This is a genomic window from Luteimonas sp. R10, from assembly GCF_045689605.1.
Classification (GTDB): Bacteria; Pseudomonadota; Gammaproteobacteria; order Xanthomonadales; family Xanthomonadaceae; genus Luteimonas.
Window position 1 is genome coordinate 51,787 of sequence record NZ_CP141262.1, and the last position, 17,676, is coordinate 69,462.

The 17,676-nt window shown below is 71.7% G+C and carries 14 protein-coding genes; 3 read left to right on the forward strand and 11 right to left on the reverse strand.

Annotated elements, in window-relative coordinates; genetic code table 11:
- Positions 1-121: 121 nt before the first annotated feature.
- From U3649_RS00240 to U3649_RS00250, 3 genes are all read left to right on the forward strand, one after another.
- The gene (locus U3649_RS00240) at positions 122-577 is read left to right on the forward strand and encodes a (2Fe-2S)-binding protein (protein ID WP_407352899.1); all 456 of its coding nucleotides are present in this window, start codon (positions 122-124) and stop codon (positions 575-577) included.
- A 144-nt stretch (positions 578-721) separates the two neighbouring features.
- On the forward strand, positions 722-2,908 hold the full coding sequence (locus U3649_RS00245) for a molybdopterin cofactor-binding domain-containing protein (RefSeq protein ID WP_407352900.1): 2,187 nt from the start codon (positions 722-724) through the stop codon (positions 2,906-2,908).
- Positions 2,909-2,918: 10 nt separating this feature from the next.
- Complete coding sequence (locus U3649_RS00250) at positions 2,919-3,488, forward strand: hypothetical protein (protein WP_407352901.1); 570 nt, start codon at positions 2,919-2,921, stop codon at positions 3,486-3,488.
- 53 nt (positions 3,489-3,541) lie between these two features.
- Here U3649_RS00250 and rarD read toward each other — a convergent pair whose 3' ends face one another.
- The 11 genes from rarD to mrdA form a co-directional block, all read right to left on the reverse strand.
- On the reverse strand, positions 3,542-4,453 hold the full coding sequence (rarD, locus tag U3649_RS00255) for an EamA family transporter RarD (protein ID WP_407352902.1): 912 nt from the start codon (positions 4,451-4,453) through the stop codon (positions 3,542-3,544).
- The gene (yedA, locus tag U3649_RS00260) at positions 4,450-5,379 is read right to left on the reverse strand and encodes a drug/metabolite exporter YedA (RefSeq protein WP_407352903.1); all 930 of its coding nucleotides are present in this window, start codon (positions 5,377-5,379) and stop codon (positions 4,450-4,452) included. The genes rarD and yedA overlap by 4 nt, the downstream gene beginning before the upstream one ends.
- 362 nt (positions 5,380-5,741) lie before the next feature.
- The gene (locus U3649_RS00265; protein WP_407352904.1) at positions 5,742-7,931 is read right to left on the reverse strand and encodes a carboxy terminal-processing peptidase; all 2,190 of its coding nucleotides are present in this window, start codon (positions 7,929-7,931) and stop codon (positions 5,742-5,744) included.
- A gap of 222 nt (positions 7,932-8,153) precedes the next feature.
- On the reverse strand, positions 8,154-9,170 hold the full coding sequence (gene lipA / locus U3649_RS00270; protein ID WP_407352905.1) for a lipoyl synthase: 1,017 nt from the start codon (positions 9,168-9,170) through the stop codon (positions 8,154-8,156).
- A 236-nt stretch (positions 9,171-9,406) separates the two neighbouring features.
- The gene (gene lipB, locus U3649_RS00275; RefSeq protein ID WP_407352906.1) at positions 9,407-10,066 is read right to left on the reverse strand and encodes a lipoyl(octanoyl) transferase LipB; all 660 of its coding nucleotides are present in this window, start codon (positions 10,064-10,066) and stop codon (positions 9,407-9,409) included.
- Between the two features lie 107 nt (positions 10,067-10,173).
- Positions 10,174-10,452 (reverse strand): DUF493 family protein, encoded by a 279-nt coding sequence (locus U3649_RS00280; RefSeq protein WP_407352907.1) that lies wholly within the window; start codon positions 10,450-10,452, stop codon positions 10,174-10,176.
- A 51-nt stretch (positions 10,453-10,503) separates the two neighbouring features.
- Complete coding sequence (locus tag U3649_RS00285) at positions 10,504-11,724, reverse strand: D-alanyl-D-alanine carboxypeptidase family protein (RefSeq protein ID WP_407352908.1); 1,221 nt, start codon at positions 11,722-11,724, stop codon at positions 10,504-10,506.
- A gap of 64 nt (positions 11,725-11,788) precedes the next feature.
- Positions 11,789-13,123 carry a septal ring lytic transglycosylase RlpA family protein gene (locus U3649_RS00290; RefSeq protein WP_407352909.1) on the reverse strand — a complete coding sequence of 445 codons (1,335 nt, stop codon included), beginning with the start codon at positions 13,121-13,123 and terminating at the stop codon, positions 11,789-11,791.
- Positions 13,120-14,295 (reverse strand): lytic murein transglycosylase B, encoded by a 1,176-nt coding sequence (gene mltB, locus U3649_RS00295; RefSeq protein ID WP_407352910.1) that lies wholly within the window; start codon positions 14,293-14,295, stop codon positions 13,120-13,122. Before mltB ends, U3649_RS00290 begins: the two co-directional genes overlap by 4 nt.
- 246 nt (positions 14,296-14,541) lie before the next feature.
- On the reverse strand, positions 14,542-15,651 hold the full coding sequence (rodA, locus tag U3649_RS00300) for a rod shape-determining protein RodA (protein WP_407352911.1): 1,110 nt from the start codon (positions 15,649-15,651) through the stop codon (positions 14,542-14,544).
- Positions 15,648-17,675, reverse strand: a complete 2,028-nt coding sequence (mrdA, locus tag U3649_RS00305; protein ID WP_407352912.1) for a penicillin-binding protein 2 — start codon at positions 17,673-17,675, stop codon at positions 15,648-15,650. Before mrdA ends, rodA begins: the two co-directional genes overlap by 4 nt.
- Between the last annotated feature and the right edge of the window lies 1 nt (position 17,676).

The window sequence follows — 17,676 nt, forward strand, 5'->3', positions numbered from 1 at the left end:
GCCAAGGCCAGGCCACGACGATCGGGCACGAGTTCCGGACGATCGTGCAAGCAGACGCGGTGCAAACGACCGCCGGCAGCGGTAACGTGCCTGAACATCCCAGCCGCCGCCAGGGGAACACATGCGACTCGACGTCAACGGTACCGAACACGAGATCGACGCGCCCGGCGACATGCCGCTGCTCTGGGTCCTGCGCGACCTGATCGGCCTGACCGGCACCAAGTACGGCTGCGGCATCGCCCAGTGCGGCGCCTGCACCGTGCACGTCGACGGCGCGCCGCTGCGCGCCTGCGTCACGCCTGCGGCGGCAGTGGCCGGCAAGCGCATCACCACCATCGAGGGCCTGTCGGAGGACGGCAGCCATCCCGTGCAACGGGCCTGGGCGGAGATCGACGTGGTGCAGTGCGGCTACTGCCAGTCCGGGCAGATCATGTCCGCGGCCGCATTGCTGGCCGCGGTGCCCAGCCCCAGCGACGACGACATCGACCAGGCGCTGTCCGGCAACCTGTGCCGCTGCGGGACCTACCAGCGCATCCGTGCCGCGGTACACCGCGCCGCGGAACTGGGCAAGGGCTGATTCGATAGCTGGAAGCGTAGAGCGGAGCTTGCTCCGCTGCTCCCGGCTCCGGAGCCTACGCAGCCGAGCAAGCTCGGCTCTACGTGACGCCGGTTGCGGACGCTGCGTTTTTCTCACCTCCCGACCTTACCCCGGAGACCTGCCGTGACCACCGCGACCGATGCTTCCCGCCGCAGATTCCTCAAGACCGGCGCCGTGCTCGGCGGCGGCCTGGTGGTCGCCATCGCCCTGCCCGGTGCCAGGCGGCTGGCGATGGCGCAGGAAGCCGCCGCCGCGGGCGCCGCGACGTTCGCGCCGAACGCATTCCTGCGCATCGGCAGCGACGACCGCATCACCGTGCTGCTGGCGCATTCGGAAATGGGCCAGGGCGTGTGGACCACCCTGCCGCTGCTGATCGCCGAGGAGCTCGATGCCGACTGGTCGACGATCCGGGTGGAGCACGCGCCGGCCGCGCCGGCCTATGCGCACACCGCGATGGGCATCCAGATGACCGGCGGCTCGACCAGCACCTGGTCGGAGTTCGACCGCTACCGCCAGGCCGGCGCGCTGGCGCGCGCGCTGCTGGTGCAGGCCGCGGCGCAGCGGTTCGGCGTGCCGGTCGGGCGCGTGCGCACCGAGAACGGCGTGCTGGTCGCCGGCGACCGCCGCCTGCGCTACGGCGAGGTCGCGGCGGCGGCGGCGGAACTGCCGGCACCGGCGTCGGTGCCGCTCAAGGATCCGAAGCAGTGGACCCGCATCGGCCGGCCGACCAGACGCCTGGATACGCCCGAGAAGATCACCGGCCGCGCCGTCTTCGGCATCGACGTGCAGTTCGAAGGCCTGCTGACCGCGGTGGTCGCGCGGGCGCCGGCCTTCGGCGCACGGCTGGCATCCTTCGACGACAGCGACGCGCGCGCGGTGCCGGGCGTGCGCGACGTGGTGCAGGTGCCGAGCGGCGTGGCCGTGGTCGCCGACCACTTCTGGGCCGCCAAGCGCGGCCGCGACGCCTTGCGCCTGCAGTGGGAGCCCAGCGACGGCGCCGCCGTCGACAGCGACGCGCTGCTCGACGACTACCGCCGGCTGGCGGGGACTGAAGGCGCGGTCGCGGCCAGTGCCGGCGACGCCGCCGCGGCGTTGCAGTCCGCCGCGCGGGTCGTCGAGGCCGAGTACACCGTGCCCTATCTCGCGCACGCGGCGATGGAGCCGCTCAACTGCACGGTGCGCCTCGGCGCCGATCTCTGCGAGGTCTGGACCGGCACCCAGTTCCAGACCCTGGACATGCAGGTCGCGCAGGAGGTCACCGGGCTCGGTCCGGAGCAGATCCGCATCCATACCACCTTCCTCGGCGGCGCCTTCGGCCGCCGGGCCACGCCGACCTGCGATTTCGTGCGCGAGGCGCTGCACGTGGCCAAGGCCGCGGGACGGCCGGTCAAGACGGTCTGGACGCGCGAGGACGACACCCGCGGCGGCTATTACCGGCCGGCGTTCCTGCACCGGGCGCGGGTCGGGCTGGACGCGGCCGGGCGGCCGATGGCCTGGCGGCACACGATCGTCGGCCAGTCGATCCTCGGCGGAACGCCGTTCGCGGCGATGATCGAGAACGGCATCGACAACGCCTCGGTCGAAGGTGCGTCCGATTCGCCCTACCTGCGCGACGTGCCCGACCACCGCGTCGAGCTGCACTCGCCGACCAATCCGGTGCCGGTGCTGTGGTGGCGCTCGGTCGGACACACCCACACCGGCTTCGCCATGGAGAGCCTGGTCGACGAACTGGCGCACGCCGCCGGCCGCGATCCGGTCGACTACCGACGCGACCTGCTGAAGGATCATCCGCGCCACCTGGCGGCGCTCGACCTCGCGGTCGAGCATGCCGACTGGGAGGGCGCGCTGCCCGAAGGCCGCGCCCGCGGCGTGGCGGTGCACGAGTCGTTCGGCAGCTTCGTGGCGCAGGTGGCCGAGGTCTCCGTCGACGACGGCCGCATCCGCGTCCACCGCGTGGTCTGTGCCATCGACTGCGGCGTGGCGGTGAATCCCGAGGGCGTACGTGCGCAGATGGAGTCCGGCATCGTCTTCGGACTGGGCGCGGCGCTGCACGGCACCCTGACCCTACGCGAGGGCCGGGTGCAGGAATCCAACTACCACGACTACCGGGTACTGCGGCTGGACGAGATGCCGCGGGTCGAGGTGCACATCGTGCCGGGCACCGGAAAGATGGGCGGCGCCGGCGAGCCCGGCACGCCGCCGATCGCGCCGGCGGTCGCCAACGCCGTGTTCGCGCTCACCGGGCAGCGCCTGCGCGAACTGCCGTTGCGACCCACCGCCGCGACCGCCGCTTCCGCGCCGCGGACCTGAGGAGACGACGATGCGCATTCTGATCCCCGGCCTGGTCGTGTTGGCGCTCGCCGCATGCACACCGCGCGTGAGCCCGGAACGGGAAGCCGCCGCGGTCGAGGCCTTCGCCACCGTCGAACGGGTGTTCCAGCACCCGCGCTGCAGCAACTGCCACATCCCCGGCGACCAGCCGCTGCAGTTCGACAGCCAAGTCCCGCACGCGATGCAGGTGGTGCGCGGCCCCGAGGGCAAGGGCGCGCCCGGCCTGCCCTGCGGCACCTGCCACGGCGAGGCCAACGCGCCGGACGGCTACGGCCCGCACGCGCCGCCCGGCGCACCGCACTGGCAGCTGCCGCCGCCGGACCAGAAGATGGTCTGGATCGGCGCTTCGCCGGCCGAACTGTGCGCCTTGCTCAAGGACCGCAGCCGCAACGGCGACCGCGACCTCGACGCCATGCTCGAGCACGTCGCCGAGGACGCGCTGGTGCTGTGGGGCTGGGAGCCCGGCGGCGAGCGCGCGCCGGTGCCGGTCCCGCATGCCGAATTCGTGGCCGCGTTCACCACCTGGGCCGACGCCGGCGGCCCCTGCCCCGGCACGTAGAGCGGAGCTTGCTCGCTGCTCTCGGCTCCGGAGCCAGGAACAGCCTGGGAGCTTTACACCACCGGCGCCACCGCGCGCCGGCGCGACCGGCGCCAGCCGTCGATCGCGAACACCGCCAGCGCCACCCAGATGAAGACGAAGCCGATCGCGCGGTCGCGGTCGAACGCCTCCTGGAAGAAGAACACGCCGAGCAGGAACTGCAGCGTCGGCGCGATGTACTGCATCACCCCGACCACCGACAGCGGCACCCGCCGCACCGCGTAGGCGAAGCCGATCAGCGGCAGCGCGGTCAGCGCGCCACCGACCACCAGCAGCGCCGCCACCGCGACGCCCCAGCCGCCGAGGAAGTCGCCCTGCCCGTGCGTCTCGCCCCACAGCAGCAACGCCACGCCCGGCAACAGTAGGTACAGGCTTTCCAGCCCGAGCCCGGGGATCGATTCCACCGTCGCCAGCTTGCGCACCAGCCCGTAGAGCGCGAACGACAGCGCCAGCCCGATCGCGATCCACGGAAAGCTGCCGTAGTGCACGGTCAGCCACAGCACGCCGACCACGGCCATCGCCACCGACGCCCACTGCGGCGGCGACAACCGCTCGCGCAGGAACAGCACCCCGATCACCACGTTGAGCAGCGGATTGATGAAATAGCCCAGGCTGGTCTCGATCACGTGGCCGGCATTGACCGCCCAGATGTACAAGCCCCAGTTGAACCCGATCAGCAACGCGCTGACGGCCAGCATCCACGCCGCGCGTGGCTGCGCCAGCGCCGCGCGCAACCAGCCGCGCCCGCGCTTCCACAGCAGCCAGCCGACCACCAGCAGCGTGCTCCAGACGATCCGGTGGGCGACGATCTGCAGCGACGGCACCGCCTTGAGCAGATGCCAGTACAGCGGCATCAGCCCCCACAGGACGAACGCGCCGGCCGCGGTCCACAGTCCGGCGCGCAGTTCGCGCGAGTCGCCGGTCACGTGCCGGCCTCCATTTCCGCAACCGGCTTCGGCGCGCGCGTGCGCGCCAGCGTGATCGCCACCACGCCGCACAGGATCACCGCCATCGCACCGATGTCGTGCGGGCTGAAGCGCTCTGCGGCCAGCCAGGCGCCGAGCACCACCGCGATCACCGGATTGACGTAGGCATAGCTGCCTGCCAGCGTCGGGCGCACGTGATGCAGCAGCCAGACATAGGCGGTGAAGCCGACGATCGAGCCGAAGCCGACGAGGTAGGCCACCGACAGCGTGCCGTGCAGGGTCGGCGGACCGGCGAAGCGCTCGCCCAGCAAGCCCCCGGCCAGCAGCATCACCGCCCCTCCGCACAGCATCTGCGCCGCGGCGGTCATGAACGGCGACGGCAGGTCGCGGCCGCGGCTCCAGACCGAGCCGAAGGCCCAGGCGATCGGCGCGACCAGCAGCGCGACCAGACCCTGCGGGGTCGCCGTCAGCGAACTGCCGGCGTTGAGCCACAGCACGCCGACGAAGCCGATCGCCAGCCCGGCCCACTCGAGCGCACCGGAACGGTGTCCGCGAAAGCTGGCGAACAAGCCGATCCACAGCGGCGCCGACGCCACCGCGACCGCCGCCAGCCCCGAGGACACCGACTGCTCGGCGATGCACACCAGGCCGTTGCCGCCCCCGAGCAGCAGCACGCCCATGACCGTGCAGTTGCGCCACTGCGCGCGGGTCGGCACCGGCGTCCCGCGCAGCCGCAGCACGGCGTACATCAATGCACCGGCGACGACGAAGCGCATGCCCGCCATCAGCAACGGCGGATACCCGCCCTCCAGGGCGAAGCGGATCCCGAGATAGGTCGAGCCCCAGATCACGTAGACCAGGGCGAGGGCCACCGCCACCGAAAGCACGGTGGCAGGGCGTGACACGAGCGACGGCACGGCACTCATGGGAAAGCGTCCAGACGTTGGGGGAGGAGGGGGAAGGACTCAGACGTTTATCGCACCGCGCATCTTACGTCCGCCGACGACGGCATGGCCGCAACGCAGCGTAGCGTCGGCGAGTTCACCGCGTCGCAACCTCTGCGACGCGGATCGGCTGCGCCGGCATATAGCGGCCATCACCTCCTGCAGCAACCTGGCGGGCAGCTTCCGTTGGAGCGACGGAAGTCGCGACCGCCGGTCTCCGGAGACGCCGAGTCGCGACTTCCGTCGCTCCCACAAAAGCTACTGCTTTTTTGGCCGCGGCAGATGGCGTTCTGCCGTCGGCTCCCTACGAACTGCCGCGGCCCGGCCGGCCGCCGTAGTCCTCCTCAGCGCGCCCAGCTGCCCGGGTGGGTGGATTCCGGCAACACCTGTGCCGACAGCTGGCGATCGCCGTCCAGCAGGCGCATGGCGTCGGCCAGGATCGCCGCGGACTCCTGCAGCAACGGGTCCGGGCGTTCCTCGGCCGCCTTCTCGCGGGCCGCGTCCACGGCCACGTCGCGCTCGTTGGCCTGCAACCCGTCGTCGCTGCCGTTCTCGGCCAGCGGGTCCAGCGGCAGCCCCAGCGCGCGCCGCTGTTCCTGGCGCTCGCGGCGCTTGGCGTCCTCGCGCTCGCGCTCGGCGCGGCGCTCGGCCTCGTTGAGCGATACGTATTTCTTCGCGCGCTCGGCGCGGAACTGCTCGACGTCCTCCACCCACCACTGGAACTCCGGATCCTCGGCGACCCGGCTCTCGTGCAGCACGTTGAGCTGCGGCAGCAGCGGCTTGAAGTCGCCGTAGCGGGTATGCGGGACCGAGGCGATGCGGGTCCACGGCAGCGCGTTGTCGTAGGTGCTCTCGCCGAACTCGCTGGCGTCGACCGTCACCGGGAAGCGGATGTCCGGCACCACGCCGCGATTCTGGGTGCTGCTGCCGCCCGGCAGGAAGAACTGCGCCACCGTCAGCTTGACCGAACCGAAGCGCTTCTCCTCGCTGCCCGGCCAACGGTCGAGATCGACCAGGTTCTGCACCGTGCCCTTGCCGAAGGTGGTCTCGCCGATCACCAGGCCGCGGCCGTAGTCCTGGATGGCGCCGGCGACGATCTCCGAGGCCGAGGCCGAACCGCGGTTGATCAGCACCGCCAGCGGCCCGTCCCAGGCGACGCCCGAGGTACGGTCGCCCTCGACGCTGACGCGGCCGCCGGACTCGCGCACCTGCACCACCGGGCCGGTGTCGATGAACAGCCCGGTCAGTTCCACCGCCTCGTTGAGCGAGCCGCCGCCGTTGTTGCGCAGGTCCAGGACCACGCCGTCGACGCCGTCCTCCTCGAACTCGCCGAGGATCCGCGCCACGTCGCGGGTGGCCGAGGCGTAGTCGCCGTCGCGGTTCCGCCGGCCCTGGAAGTCCTGGTAGAACGCCGGCAGCTCGATCACGCCGATGCGCCGATCGCCGTCGCCCTCGCCGACGCCCGGCAGGGTCAGGACCTTGGACTTGGCGGCCTGCTCCTCCAAGCGCACGCGCGCGCGGGTCAGGACGATGCGCACCGGCTCGCTGTCGAGGTTGGCCGAGCCCGGCACCACCTCGAGCTGCACCTGGGTGCCCTTCGGCCCCTTGATCTTCTCGACTACGTCGTCGATGCGCCAGCCCACCACGTCCTCGATCGGCCCGTCCTTGCCCTGGCCGACGCCGACGATGCGGTCGCCGGGCTTGAACTTGCCGCTGATCGCCGCCGGGCCGCCGGCGATGAGCTCGCGGATCACCACCACGTCGTCCTGCTTCTGCAGCTGCGCGCCGATGCCCTCGAGCGACAGCGACATGCTCTGGTTGAACAGCGCGGTGCTGCGCGGGTTGAAGTAGTCGGTATGCGGGTCGATCGCCGCGGTGTAGGCGTTGACGAAGGTCTGGAACGCGTCCTCGCCGTCGAGCTGGGCGACGTTGTTGCCCAGGTTGACGTAGCGCCGGTCCAGGGTCTTGCGGATCTCCGCCGGCTCGCGCCCGGCCAGCTTCAGGCGCAGCCAGTCGTTGCGTACCTGCTGCCGCCACAGCGCATCGAGCTCGGCCTCGTCGGCCGCCCACGGCGCGTCCTCGCGGTCGTAGACCCAGCGGTCCTCGCCGTCGAAATCGAAGATGTCCTGCTTGAGCAGCGCGCGCGCATGCGCCACGCGCTCGGCCACGCGCTCCTTGTACTTGGCGAAGATCGCGTAGGCCGGCTCCATGTCGCCGTCGCGGATGGCCTCGCCGATCCTCGGCTCGTAGGGCTGGAAACCGGCGACGTCGGTGGCCGTCAGGAACATCTTGGTCGGGTCCAGGGACTCCAGGTAGCGCTCGAAGATGTCCGCCGACATCGCCGGATCCAGCTGCCGCGGCCGGTAGGCGTAGCGGCTGTCGGAAAGCAGGCCATGCACCAGCTTCGCGGTCCGCACCTGGTCGGCATTCGGCGAGGCCGGGATCGAATCGCCGTCGGCGCGCGCCATCAGCGCCAGCGGCACCGACAGGGCCAGCGCGATCAGGGCAGTGGAGATCAGGCGGGAGGCTTTCATGCGCGATTCAACCTTGGTGGCCGGCCCGGCGGGCCCGACCGGCAGTGTGTGGACAGTCATGGACGGCGCCACAGTGCCGAAAGTTGCATCCGCGGCGCGCGACGAGGCGATTTCCACTCTACCCGGCCGCCGCCGTCCCGACGTGAACAGTCCATGTGCGGTGCGTGCGTCCGGGCGGACATGGGCGCCTGGACTGCCCGGCGTGACGGCCGTCCGGCGCCGTCAGGCGGCGACGCCGGCCTCCATCGCCTGGCGGTCGGCATGGTAGGACGAGCGCACCAGCGGCCCCGAGGCGACGTGGCTGAAGCCGAGTTCGAGCCCGAACACCTCCAGCGCCTTGAATTCCTCCGGCGTCCAGTAGCGCAGCACCGGATGGTGGTGGGCGCTGGGCTGCAGGTACTGGCCGATGGTGATCATGTCGACGTCGTGCGCGCGCAGGTCGCGCAGGGTGCCCTGCACCTGCTCCAGGGTCTCGCCGAGACCGAGCATGATCCCGGACTTGGTCGGCAGCCCCGGATGCTGCGCCTTGAACTTCTGCAGCAGGGTCAGGGACCACTGGTAATCGGCGCCCGGACGCACGTTGCGGTAAAGCTCCGGCACGGTCTCGACGTTGTGGTTGAACACGTCCGGCGGGTTGCGCGCCAGGATCTCCAGCGCCCGGTCCATGCGGCCCTTGCCGCGGAAGTCCGGCGTCAGGACCTCGATCCGGGTGCCCGGCGCCTTGTCGCGGATCGCGGCGATGCAGTCGACGAAATGCTGGGCGCCGCCGTCGCGCAGGTCGTCGCGGTCGACGCTGGTGACCACCACGTACTTCAGGCCCATGTCGGCGACGGTGGTCGCCAGGCTCAGCGGCTCCGACGGGTCCGGCGGCTTCGGCCGGCCGTGGGCGACGTCGCAGAAGCTGCAGCGGCGTGTGCAGACCTCGCCGAGGATCATGAACGTGGCGGTGCCGTGGCCGAAGCATTCGTGAATGTTCGGGCAGCTGGCCTCCTCGCAGACCGTGACCAGGCGGTTCTCGCGCAGCTTGGCCTTCAGCGCCGCGACCGCGCCGTTGGACGGGATCCGCACCCGGATCCACGACGGCTTGCGCAGCACCGGCACGTCGGCGAACTGCACCGGCGAGCGCGCGATCTTGTCGCCGGCGACCTGGCGGACGCCGGGCTGCAGGGAATCCGGCGCGGGCGTGGCGGCCGGCTGCACCACCTGCAGCGGGATGGATCGATCGGCGGAAGACGTCATGGCCGTTTGCTATCCCGGGTGAGGTGCCATTGTAGGGTCGGGCGCCGGCGCTGTCTTGCGACGGCGCCCGCGCCCGGCAGGACGGACCGATCCGCAGGCGGATCGCCCGCCCAGGCCTGCAATGTCCCGTAGAGCCGAGCTTGCTCGGCTGCGTGGGCTCCGGAGCCGGGAGCAGCGGAGCAAGCTCCGCTCTACGGAAAAGCATCGGGGCCAGCGGTGAGCCGGCGGGTCGGCCGTCAGGCGGCCACCGACAGGTCAGGCAGGTCCGACGCGGCCTGCAGGTCGAGCCCGAACTGCCGCGCCAGCCGTTGCAGCAGCACCGGCTTGACCGGCTCCGGGCCGGAAGGACCGCCCAGATCGGCCACCGAGGTCACCTGCAGCCCCTGGTAGCCGCAGGGGTTGATGCGCCGGAACGGCTCCAGGTCCATCGCGATGTTGAACGCGAGGCCGTGGAACGTGCAGCCGCGGCGCACGCGGATGCCGAGCGCCGCGACCTTGGCCCCGGCCACGTACACGCCGGGCGCGCCGTCGCGCCGCCCGGCCGCGATGTTCCATTGCTCCAGGGTGTCGATGACCGCCTGCTCGACGCGATCGACGTACTCGCGCACCCCGATCTTCAGCCGCCGCAGGTCGAGCAGCGGATAGGCCACGATCTGGCCCGGCCCGTGGTAGGTGACCTGGCCGCCGCGGTCGACGTGCAGCACCGGGATGTCGCCCGGCATCAGCACGTGCTCGGGCTTGCCGGCCTGGCCGAGGGTGAACACCGGATCGTGTTCGACCAGCCACAGCTCGTCGGCGGTGCCGGCATCGCGCGCGTCGGTGAAGCGCTGCATCGCCCGCCAGACCGGCGTGTACGGCTGGCGACCGAGATCGCGGACGAGCGCGGTGCGATGCATGCGCTACTCCGCGGGCGCGCGGCCGGACGCCCCGAGCCGGAGCGGAACGGGCCTGCCGCGCCGCCACCGGGCGCCACGCGGACCCGCTCCCGGAGCGGGACGCGCGCTCACAGCGTCCATTTCACTTCCGGATGCTCGCGCAGGGCCGCGTGCGCGGTCTCGTACTCCTCGCGCGAGCCGGCGCGGAAACTGAGCCGCACCGACACGAACCGGCCGCCGCTGGATTCGCGGGTGGTGACGGTCTCGTGCAGCACGGCGATGCCGGCCGCGGCCAGCAGGTTCGGGATTTCGGTCTCCAGCCCGGCGTCGGCCGGGCCCATGGCGGTGATCTCGAACTCGCCGGGAAACTGGAAGCCGTGCTCGGGATTGTCGGACTTGATCTCCATCACCCGATTATGGGCGCGCCTGCCGCCGTTCCCAAGCCCGGGCGGCCGGCGTCAGTCCGAGTTCCACCACATCAGGAATTCGTGCCACAGGCGCTTGAAGAAGCCGGCCTGCTCCACCGCCTCCAGCGCCACCAGCGGGCGCTCGGCCACCACCTCGCCGTCGAGGGTGACGCGCACGGTGCCGATCGCCTGGCCCTGCTCCACCGGCGCGACCAGGGTCTTGGGCACGTCCATGCTCGGCTTGAGCTGGTCGTACTTGCCGCGCGGCATGCTGATCAGCAGCGGTTCGGCCAATCCCATGCGCAGTTCGTTGGCCTTGCCCTTCCAGATCTTCTGGGTGGAGATGGCCTGCCCGGCGTCGTACAGCTTGTGGGTCTCGAAGAAGCGGAAGCCCCAGTTCAGCAGCGCCAGCGAATCGGTGGCGCGCTGCTCCTCGCCGGTCGAACCCATCACCACCGCGATCAGGCGCTGGTCGCCGCGCTTGGCCGACGACAGCAGGCAGTAGCCGGCTCCCGAATGATGGCCGGTCTTGATCCCGTCGACGCTGTCGTCGCGCCACAGCAGCCGGTTGCGGTTGCGCTGGGTGATCGGGCCGACCGTGAACTGCTTGATCTTGTTGTGCGCGTATTGCTCGGGGTAGTCGCGGATCATCGCCCGGCCCAGCAGCGCCAGGTCGCGCGCGGTCGAGTAGTGGTTCTCGGCCGACAGCCCGTGGGCGTTGACGAAATGGCTGTTCTTCAGCCCGATGCGCTGGGCGTAGGCGTTCATCAGCGCGGCGAAGGATTCTTCGCTGCCGGCCACGTGCTCGGCCAGGGCGATCGCGGCGTCGTTGCCCGACTGCACCGCCATGCCCTTCTCCATGTCCAGCAGCGGCGCGGTCTTGTTGACCTCGAAGCCGCTGTAGCTGCCGTCGGTCATGGCGCCGCCGGTGCGCCAGGCATTCTCGCTCAGCATCACCTGGTCGTCCGGCCCGATCTTGCCCGCGGCCATTTCCGCGGCGATGACGTAGCTGGTCATCACCTTGGTGATGCTGGCCGGCTCGACCCGCTCGTCCACGTTCTCGCCGGCCAGGACCTGTCCGGTCTCGTAGTCCATCAGCAGCCAGGCGGTGCCGACCACCGGCGGCGGCGGCGGCGTGGGCATGGCGTCGCTGAGCGCGGCGGGCGCGTCCGGCTGCGGCGCCGGCGCCTCCTGGGCGAGCGCCAGCCCGAGCACGGACACGGACAGCGCGAGAACGGCGACGAGGGCGGGACGGATGGCAACGAATTTCATCGACAACGGGACTCCGGTGGCGTGGCCGTTCCCGGCCACGGCATGGATGTGAAGGGTTGGCAGTCTACTCGCGAACGACGTGCGGCTGGCCGAAACCCAGACCCGCGAAGCGGGCGCTCAGTTCCGCGACGGTGGCGGCGTCCACCGGCCCGACGCGCACGCGCCACACCGGCTTGCCGCCGGAATCGCCGTCGACCACGCGGGCGCCGGCGACTCCGGCGCCGCGCAGCAGCGACAGCGCGCGCTCGGCATTGGCTTTCGCGCCGAAGGCGGCGACCTGCAGGGTGACGCCGGCCCCCGCCGGCGACGACCGGACCTCGGCTTCGACCTCGGCGGCGGCCCGCGTCGGGCTGACCACCGGGATCGGCGGCTCGATCGCGGCCGGCACCGGGTCGGGCACGCCCGGCTTGCCGGTGGCCACGCGGATGCGGCGCGAGGCCATCCACGCGTCGAACTCGTCCGCGGTCATGACGCGGCCGTCGCGCATCATGTCGAAGCGCCAGTCTTCGGCCGCAGCCGGTGGCGCCTCGGCGGGCTGGACGCTCGCCGGCTTCGCGCCGGCAGGCGCCGCGGTGGATCGCTCGCCGGCGTTGGCCGCGGCGAGCGGCAACGCCTCGACCAACTGGTCGATGGCGCTCGCGGCGGCGGGCGGCGCGGCCGCTTCCGCCGGCGTCGGCGCCGCCGTGGCCACCGCCTCGGGGGCATGGCGCGCGTTCTCGCCCGGGCTCAGCGCGCGCACCTCGACCGGCGCGGTGCCGGCGCGGTGCATGTCGAGCTTGACCGCGGCCGCCCAGCTCAGGTCGATCACCCGGCCCTCGTGGAACGGCCCGCGATCGTTGACCCGCACCACCACCGAGCGGCCGTTGTCGAGGTTGGTGACGCGCGCGAAGCTCGGCAGCGGCAGCGACTTGTGCGCCGCGGTGAAGGCGTACATGTCGTACACCTCCAGGTTGGAGGTGCGGCGGCCATGGAACTTGTTGCCGTAGTACGACGCGCGCCCGCGCTCGACGAAGTCGTCGGTGCGCTCGAGCACGTGGTAGGTCTTGCCGAGCACTTTGTACGGCGAGCGGTTGCCATAGGGCGAGCGCGGTTCGTCGACCACCTCGGGCTCCGGGATCGCATCGACGTCCGGGATGTCGTCCGGCGCGCTGTCGCGGATGTGCGGCGCGTACAGGCCGCCGGCGGTGTAGTCGCCGCGCTTGCTCGGATCCTCCTGCGCGGGCGGGTACGGCGACCGACGCGGCCCGCGTCGCGACGCCGCCGCCGGCGCGCCGGGCTCGTGCGCGGTCTCGCCGGGCGCCGGGGTCTTCCTGGGAGCACCGCTGCAGGCGGCCAGCACGAGCGCGGCCGCGAGCGGCACCAGGACCCGTCGACCGATGCGCGGCCGGCGGTGGCTCATGGCCCGGGGGCGCCGCTGCCGGCGCGGATCGCCTGCGCCAGCTGATGCACCGACAACGCGTACATCGGCGAGCGGTTGTAGCGGGTGATGACGTAGAAGTTGCGGTAGCCGAGCCAGTATTCCGGGCCGGCGTCGCCGTCCAGCGACAGCAGGGTGGCGCCCTCGGCGATCGGCTCCCCGGCCCGCGGCCGGTAGCCGCGGCCGGCCAGGTCGGCCAGCGGGTACACCGGGTCCAGCGACTCGGGCGCGAAATCGGCCGCCCCGGCGTCGCGGTCGGCGCGCGCGACCACCGGCCCGCCGCGTTCCCAGCCATGGATCACGAAGTAATTGGCGATCGAGGCGAACACGTCCGGCAGATGGGTCAGCAGGTCGCGGCGGCCGTCGCCGTCGCCGTCCTTGGCCCACAGCCGGTAGCTGGAGGGCATGAACTGGCCCATGCCCATGGCGCCGGCGTAGCTGCCCTTGAGCGCGACGACGTCGAGTTGCGGTTCCTCCTGCGCCAGCGCGAACAGCTGCGCCAGCTCGCCGGCGAAGAACGGCGCGCGCTTGGGGAAGTCGAACGCGAGCGTGTACAGCGCATCGATCACGCGGTAGTTGCCGGTGATTTTCCCGTAGCTGGTTTCCACGCCGATGATGGCGACGATGTACTCGGCCGGCACGCCGGTCTCGGCGGCGACCCGGTCCAGCGCGTCGCGGTGCTGGGCATAGAAGCTGCGGCCGCCGCTGATCCGGGCGTCGTTGACGAAGATCGGGCGGTACTCGGCCCAGGTGCGCGTCTTCTCCGCCGGCCGCGACATCGCATCGAGGATGCTCTGCTTCCTTTCCGCCTGCGACAGCACCGACCGCACGCCCGCGGCATCCACGCCGTAGGTCCGCGCCGTGTAGTCGACGAAGTTGTCGATGCGCTGCTGGCGCGGAATCGCCGGATCGGTCACCGGCTCCGGCGCCACCGGCCGTTCCGGCGGCTGCGGCACCGGTGCCAGCAGCGCCCGCCCGGCCGCCGGGACCGGATCGCCTGCGGGCGCGGCCGGCGGCACCGCCGCATCGGCGGATGCCGCGGCGGAGACCGGTGCGGTGGCTTCGACGGTCGGGGGATTGGCCTGGGTCGCGCAGGCGGCGAGGGCGAAGGACAGCAGGCACGGGGCCAGCGGGAAAGCAGAGGGTCGGCTCATCGGCCGCGAGGTTAGCATGGTGAATTCGGTGTGGATCACCGTGGGCGGAGAGACATTCAGGCTGCGCTGGCGGTAGCGGTGGCCGCCTTGTGGACGTGGCGGAGCTACCGGCCCACCGGCCCGCATTCTGTAGGAGCGCACCGCAAGGGGCGCGACCGGCTTTCCAGCGGAGGCCATCGCGCCCCTTGCGGTGCGCTCCTACCGCCCTATGGCCGGATCAACAGGGCAATCGCCGAACGCGGGCGCTCACCCCCGCACCGGCCGGTGCGCGTGCACCGACATCACCACGCCCATGCCGGCCAGCAGCGAAACCGCGGCGGTGCCGCCGTAGCTGAGCAGCGGCATCGGCACGCCGACCACCGGCAGCAAGCCGGAGATCATGCCGCCGTTGACGATCACGTAGACGAACATCGCCAGGCCCAGGCTGCCGGCCAGCAGCCGCGCGTAACCGTCGCGGGCCTCGCTGGCGATCCACAGGCAGCGGCCGATGATGAACAGGTACAGCGCCAGCGTCGTCACCACGCCCAGCCAGCCGAACTCCTCGCTGAGCACGGCGAAGATGAAGTCGGTGGTGTGTTCGGGCACGTAGTTGAGGTGCGACTGCGTGCCCTGCCCCCAGCCCTGTCCGGCGAACCCGCCGGCGCCGATCGCGATCTTCGACTGGATGATGTTCCAGCCGGCGCCGAGCGGGTCGCTCTCGGGATCGAGGAAGGTCAGCAGCCGGTCCTTCTGGTAGGGCATCAGCAGCCAGAACCAGGCGGCCGGCGCCGCCGCGGCGATGGCGCCGGCGCCCGCCGCGAACCACCACCACGACAGGCCCGCCAGGTACAGCGCGAACGCGCCGCTGGCGGCGACGAGCATCGCGGTGCCCAGGTCGGGCTGCAGCATGATCAGTCCGGTCGGGACCGCGATCACCAGCGCGCAGAGCAGGACATGGCCGAAACGCGGCGGCGTGCCGGCCTGGTTGAGATACCAGGCGGCCATCATCGGCAGGCTCAGCTTCATCAGTTCCGCCGGCTGGAAATAGAACACGCCCAGGTCGATCCAGTGGCTGCCGTGGCGGCCGGTGCCGATGAACAGCACCAGCAGCAGCGGCACCAGCGAGAGGCCGTAGACCGCGGGGGTGATGCTGCGCAACCGCAGCGGGGTCACCCGCGAGAGCAGCCACATCGCCCCCAGGCCGACGCCGTAGCGCACCGCCTGCGCAAGGACCATCTGCCCGCTCTGGCCACCGGCGCTGTACAGCACCGCCAGGCCGATGCCCATCAGCGCCAGCAGCGCCGCGCACAATGGCCAGTCCAGCGTGCGGACGAAGCGCGCGAACAGGTCCAGCAGCCAGCCCAGGATGACGTTCATGGGAGCCGGGACTCGGGAGAAGCGGACGATGCCGGGCCTGCTGCTCCGGCCATCGGAGCATCCGGCGGTGAACGGCCGGCGCGATCCGTCGGCGCGGGCACGCCGGCCGGCGTTTCCCGGGTCCCGGGTGCCGGATCCCGCGTCCCGGCTTCGGCCACCGCGTCCGCGTCCCCCTCCAGCTCCGGCATCTCGCCCAGGATCCAGGCATCGAAGATCTTGCGCGCGATCGGCGCCGCGGTGACGCCGCCGTAGCCGCCGTGCTCGACCGTCACCGCCAGCGCGATGGTCGGATCGTCGGCCGGCGCGTAGCCGACGAACAGCGCCTGGTGCCGCAGGTGGTAGGGCAGCGAGCGTGGGTCCACGCGGGCGTTGCCGCGCCGGCCCACGCGCTGCGCGGTGCCGGTCTTGCCGGCCATCGTGTACTCGGCGCCGCGCGCCAGCGCGGTGGCGGTGCCGCGCCCGTGGATGGTGGCGATCATGCCCTCCTGCACCGCGCGCAGGTGCCCGGCATCGTCGGTGATGCGCTCGGCCGCGGTCGGCGCCGTCGCCTGCCAGGGCTGGTCGTAGCCCTCGCGCCGGCCCGCGACCAGCCGCAGCGGATGCAGTTCGCCGCCGTTGGCGATCGCGGCGGTGCCGCGCGCCAGCTGCAGCGCGGTGGCGATCCAGTAGCCTTGGCCGATGCCGGCGATCACCGTCTCGCCGGGGTACCAGGGCTCGGGACTGTGCTCGGCCTTCCACTGCGGCGACGGCACCACCCCCGGGTTCTCGCCCACCAGGTCGATCCCGGTCGGCTGCCCGAAACCGTAGCGCGCCATGTACTCGGCGAAGCGCGCGATCCCCATCTCGTAGGCGAGCTTGTAGTAGTAGAAGTTGATCGAGCGCGAGATCGAGTCGCGCAGGTCGACCCAGCCTCCCCCGCTGCCGGCATCCCGATAGCCGCGGCTCTGCCCGGGAATGAAGAACTCGCCGGTCGAGAACACCCGGTCCTCCGGCGTGCGCATGCCGCTGTCGACGCCGGCCAGCGCCACGAACGGCTTGATCGTCGAACCCGGCGGTCCGCCGCCGAGCACGTTGCGGTTGAACAGCGGCTTGGCCGGATCGTCCATCAACCGGCGGTAGTCGGCATGCGAGATGCCGTTGACGAACAGGTTGGGATCGAAACTCGGCAGGCTGACCATGCCCAGCACCTCGCCGCTGGCCGGGTCCACCGCCACCGCCGAGCCGTGCAGGTCACCGAACGCGCGCACCATCGCCTGCTGCAGCCCCAGGTCGATGCTCAGGCGCAGATCGGTGCCGGCGGTCGCCGGCAGCCGGCCGACGGTGGCCAGCGCCCGCCCCTCGACGTTGGTCTCGACCTGCTCGTAGCCGATGCTGCCGCGCAACTGGTCCTCGTAGGAGCGCTCGATCCCGGTGCGCCCGGTGTGCGGGAACAGCACGTGGTCGCGGCCGTAGCGTTCGACGTCGCTCTCGTCGGTACGGCCGACATAGCCGATCACGTGCGCGAACAGCTGCCCGTACGGGTAGCGGCGGTTGAGATAGGGCACGATCTCGACGCCCGGAAAGCGCCAGCGGTCGACCGCGAAGCGCGCCGCCTCGTGCTCCTCCACCCGCAGCTTCAGGGTGATCGGGCGGAAGCCGCGGTTGACCCGGCGCTCCTCGCGGAAACGGGCGATGTCCTCGGGCGCGAGCGCGAAGATCTGCGACAGGCCCTCGATCAGCGCATCGGTGTCGCCGGCGTCCTCGGGCGTCACCTCGAGCCGGTAGGCCGGCACGTTGTCGGCCAGGATCCGGCCCTGGCGGTCGTAGATCAGGCCGCGCCCCGGCACCACCGGCCGCGGCTTGATGCGGTTGGCCTCCGACTGGCGCGCATAGTCGCTGTGCTCGAGCACCTGCAGCCTGAAGTACCAGGCCGCAAGTCCCGCGATGGCCAGCACCACCACGACGAACCCGAGCAGCGCGCGCGCGCGGAACCGCGCCGCCTCGGCCTGCGGATTGCGCAGCCTGCGCTGCTGCCGCCCCGACATC

What these genes read in the sequence shown, in the direction of transcription:
- U3649_RS00240 (WP_407352899.1), top strand. Translation starts at nt 122, where the DNA reads ATGCGACTCGACGTCAACGGTACCGAACACGAGATCGACGCGCCCGGC.
- U3649_RS00250 (WP_407352901.1), top strand. Translation starts at nt 2,919, where the DNA reads ATGCGCATTCTGATCCCCGGCCTGGTCGTGTTGGCGCTCGCCGCATGC.
- yedA (WP_407352903.1), bottom strand. Translation starts at nt 5,379, where the DNA reads ATGAGTGCCGTGCCGTCGCTCGTGTCACGCCCTGCCACCGTGCTTTCG.
- U3649_RS00265 (WP_407352904.1), bottom strand. Translation starts at nt 7,931, where the DNA reads ATGAAAGCCTCCCGCCTGATCTCCACTGCCCTGATCGCGCTGGCCCTG.
- lipA (WP_407352905.1), bottom strand. Translation starts at nt 9,170, where the DNA reads ATGACGTCTTCCGCCGATCGATCCATCCCGCTGCAGGTGGTGCAGCCG.
- lipB (WP_407352906.1), bottom strand. Translation starts at nt 10,066, where the DNA reads ATGCATCGCACCGCGCTCGTCCGCGATCTCGGTCGCCAGCCGTACACG.
- U3649_RS00280 (WP_407352907.1), bottom strand. Translation starts at nt 10,452, where the DNA reads ATGGAGATCAAGTCCGACAATCCCGAGCACGGCTTCCAGTTTCCCGGC.
- U3649_RS00285 (WP_407352908.1), bottom strand. Translation starts at nt 11,724, where the DNA reads ATGAAATTCGTTGCCATCCGTCCCGCCCTCGTCGCCGTTCTCGCGCTG.
- U3649_RS00290 (WP_407352909.1), bottom strand. Translation starts at nt 13,123, where the DNA reads ATGAGCCACCGCCGGCCGCGCATCGGTCGACGGGTCCTGGTGCCGCTC.
- mltB (WP_407352910.1), bottom strand. Translation starts at nt 14,295, where the DNA reads ATGAGCCGACCCTCTGCTTTCCCGCTGGCCCCGTGCCTGCTGTCCTTC.
- rodA (WP_407352911.1), bottom strand. Translation starts at nt 15,651, where the DNA reads ATGAACGTCATCCTGGGCTGGCTGCTGGACCTGTTCGCGCGCTTCGTC.
- mrdA (WP_407352912.1), bottom strand. Translation starts at nt 17,675, where the DNA reads ATGTCGGGGCGGCAGCAGCGCAGGCTGCGCAATCCGCAGGCCGAGGCG.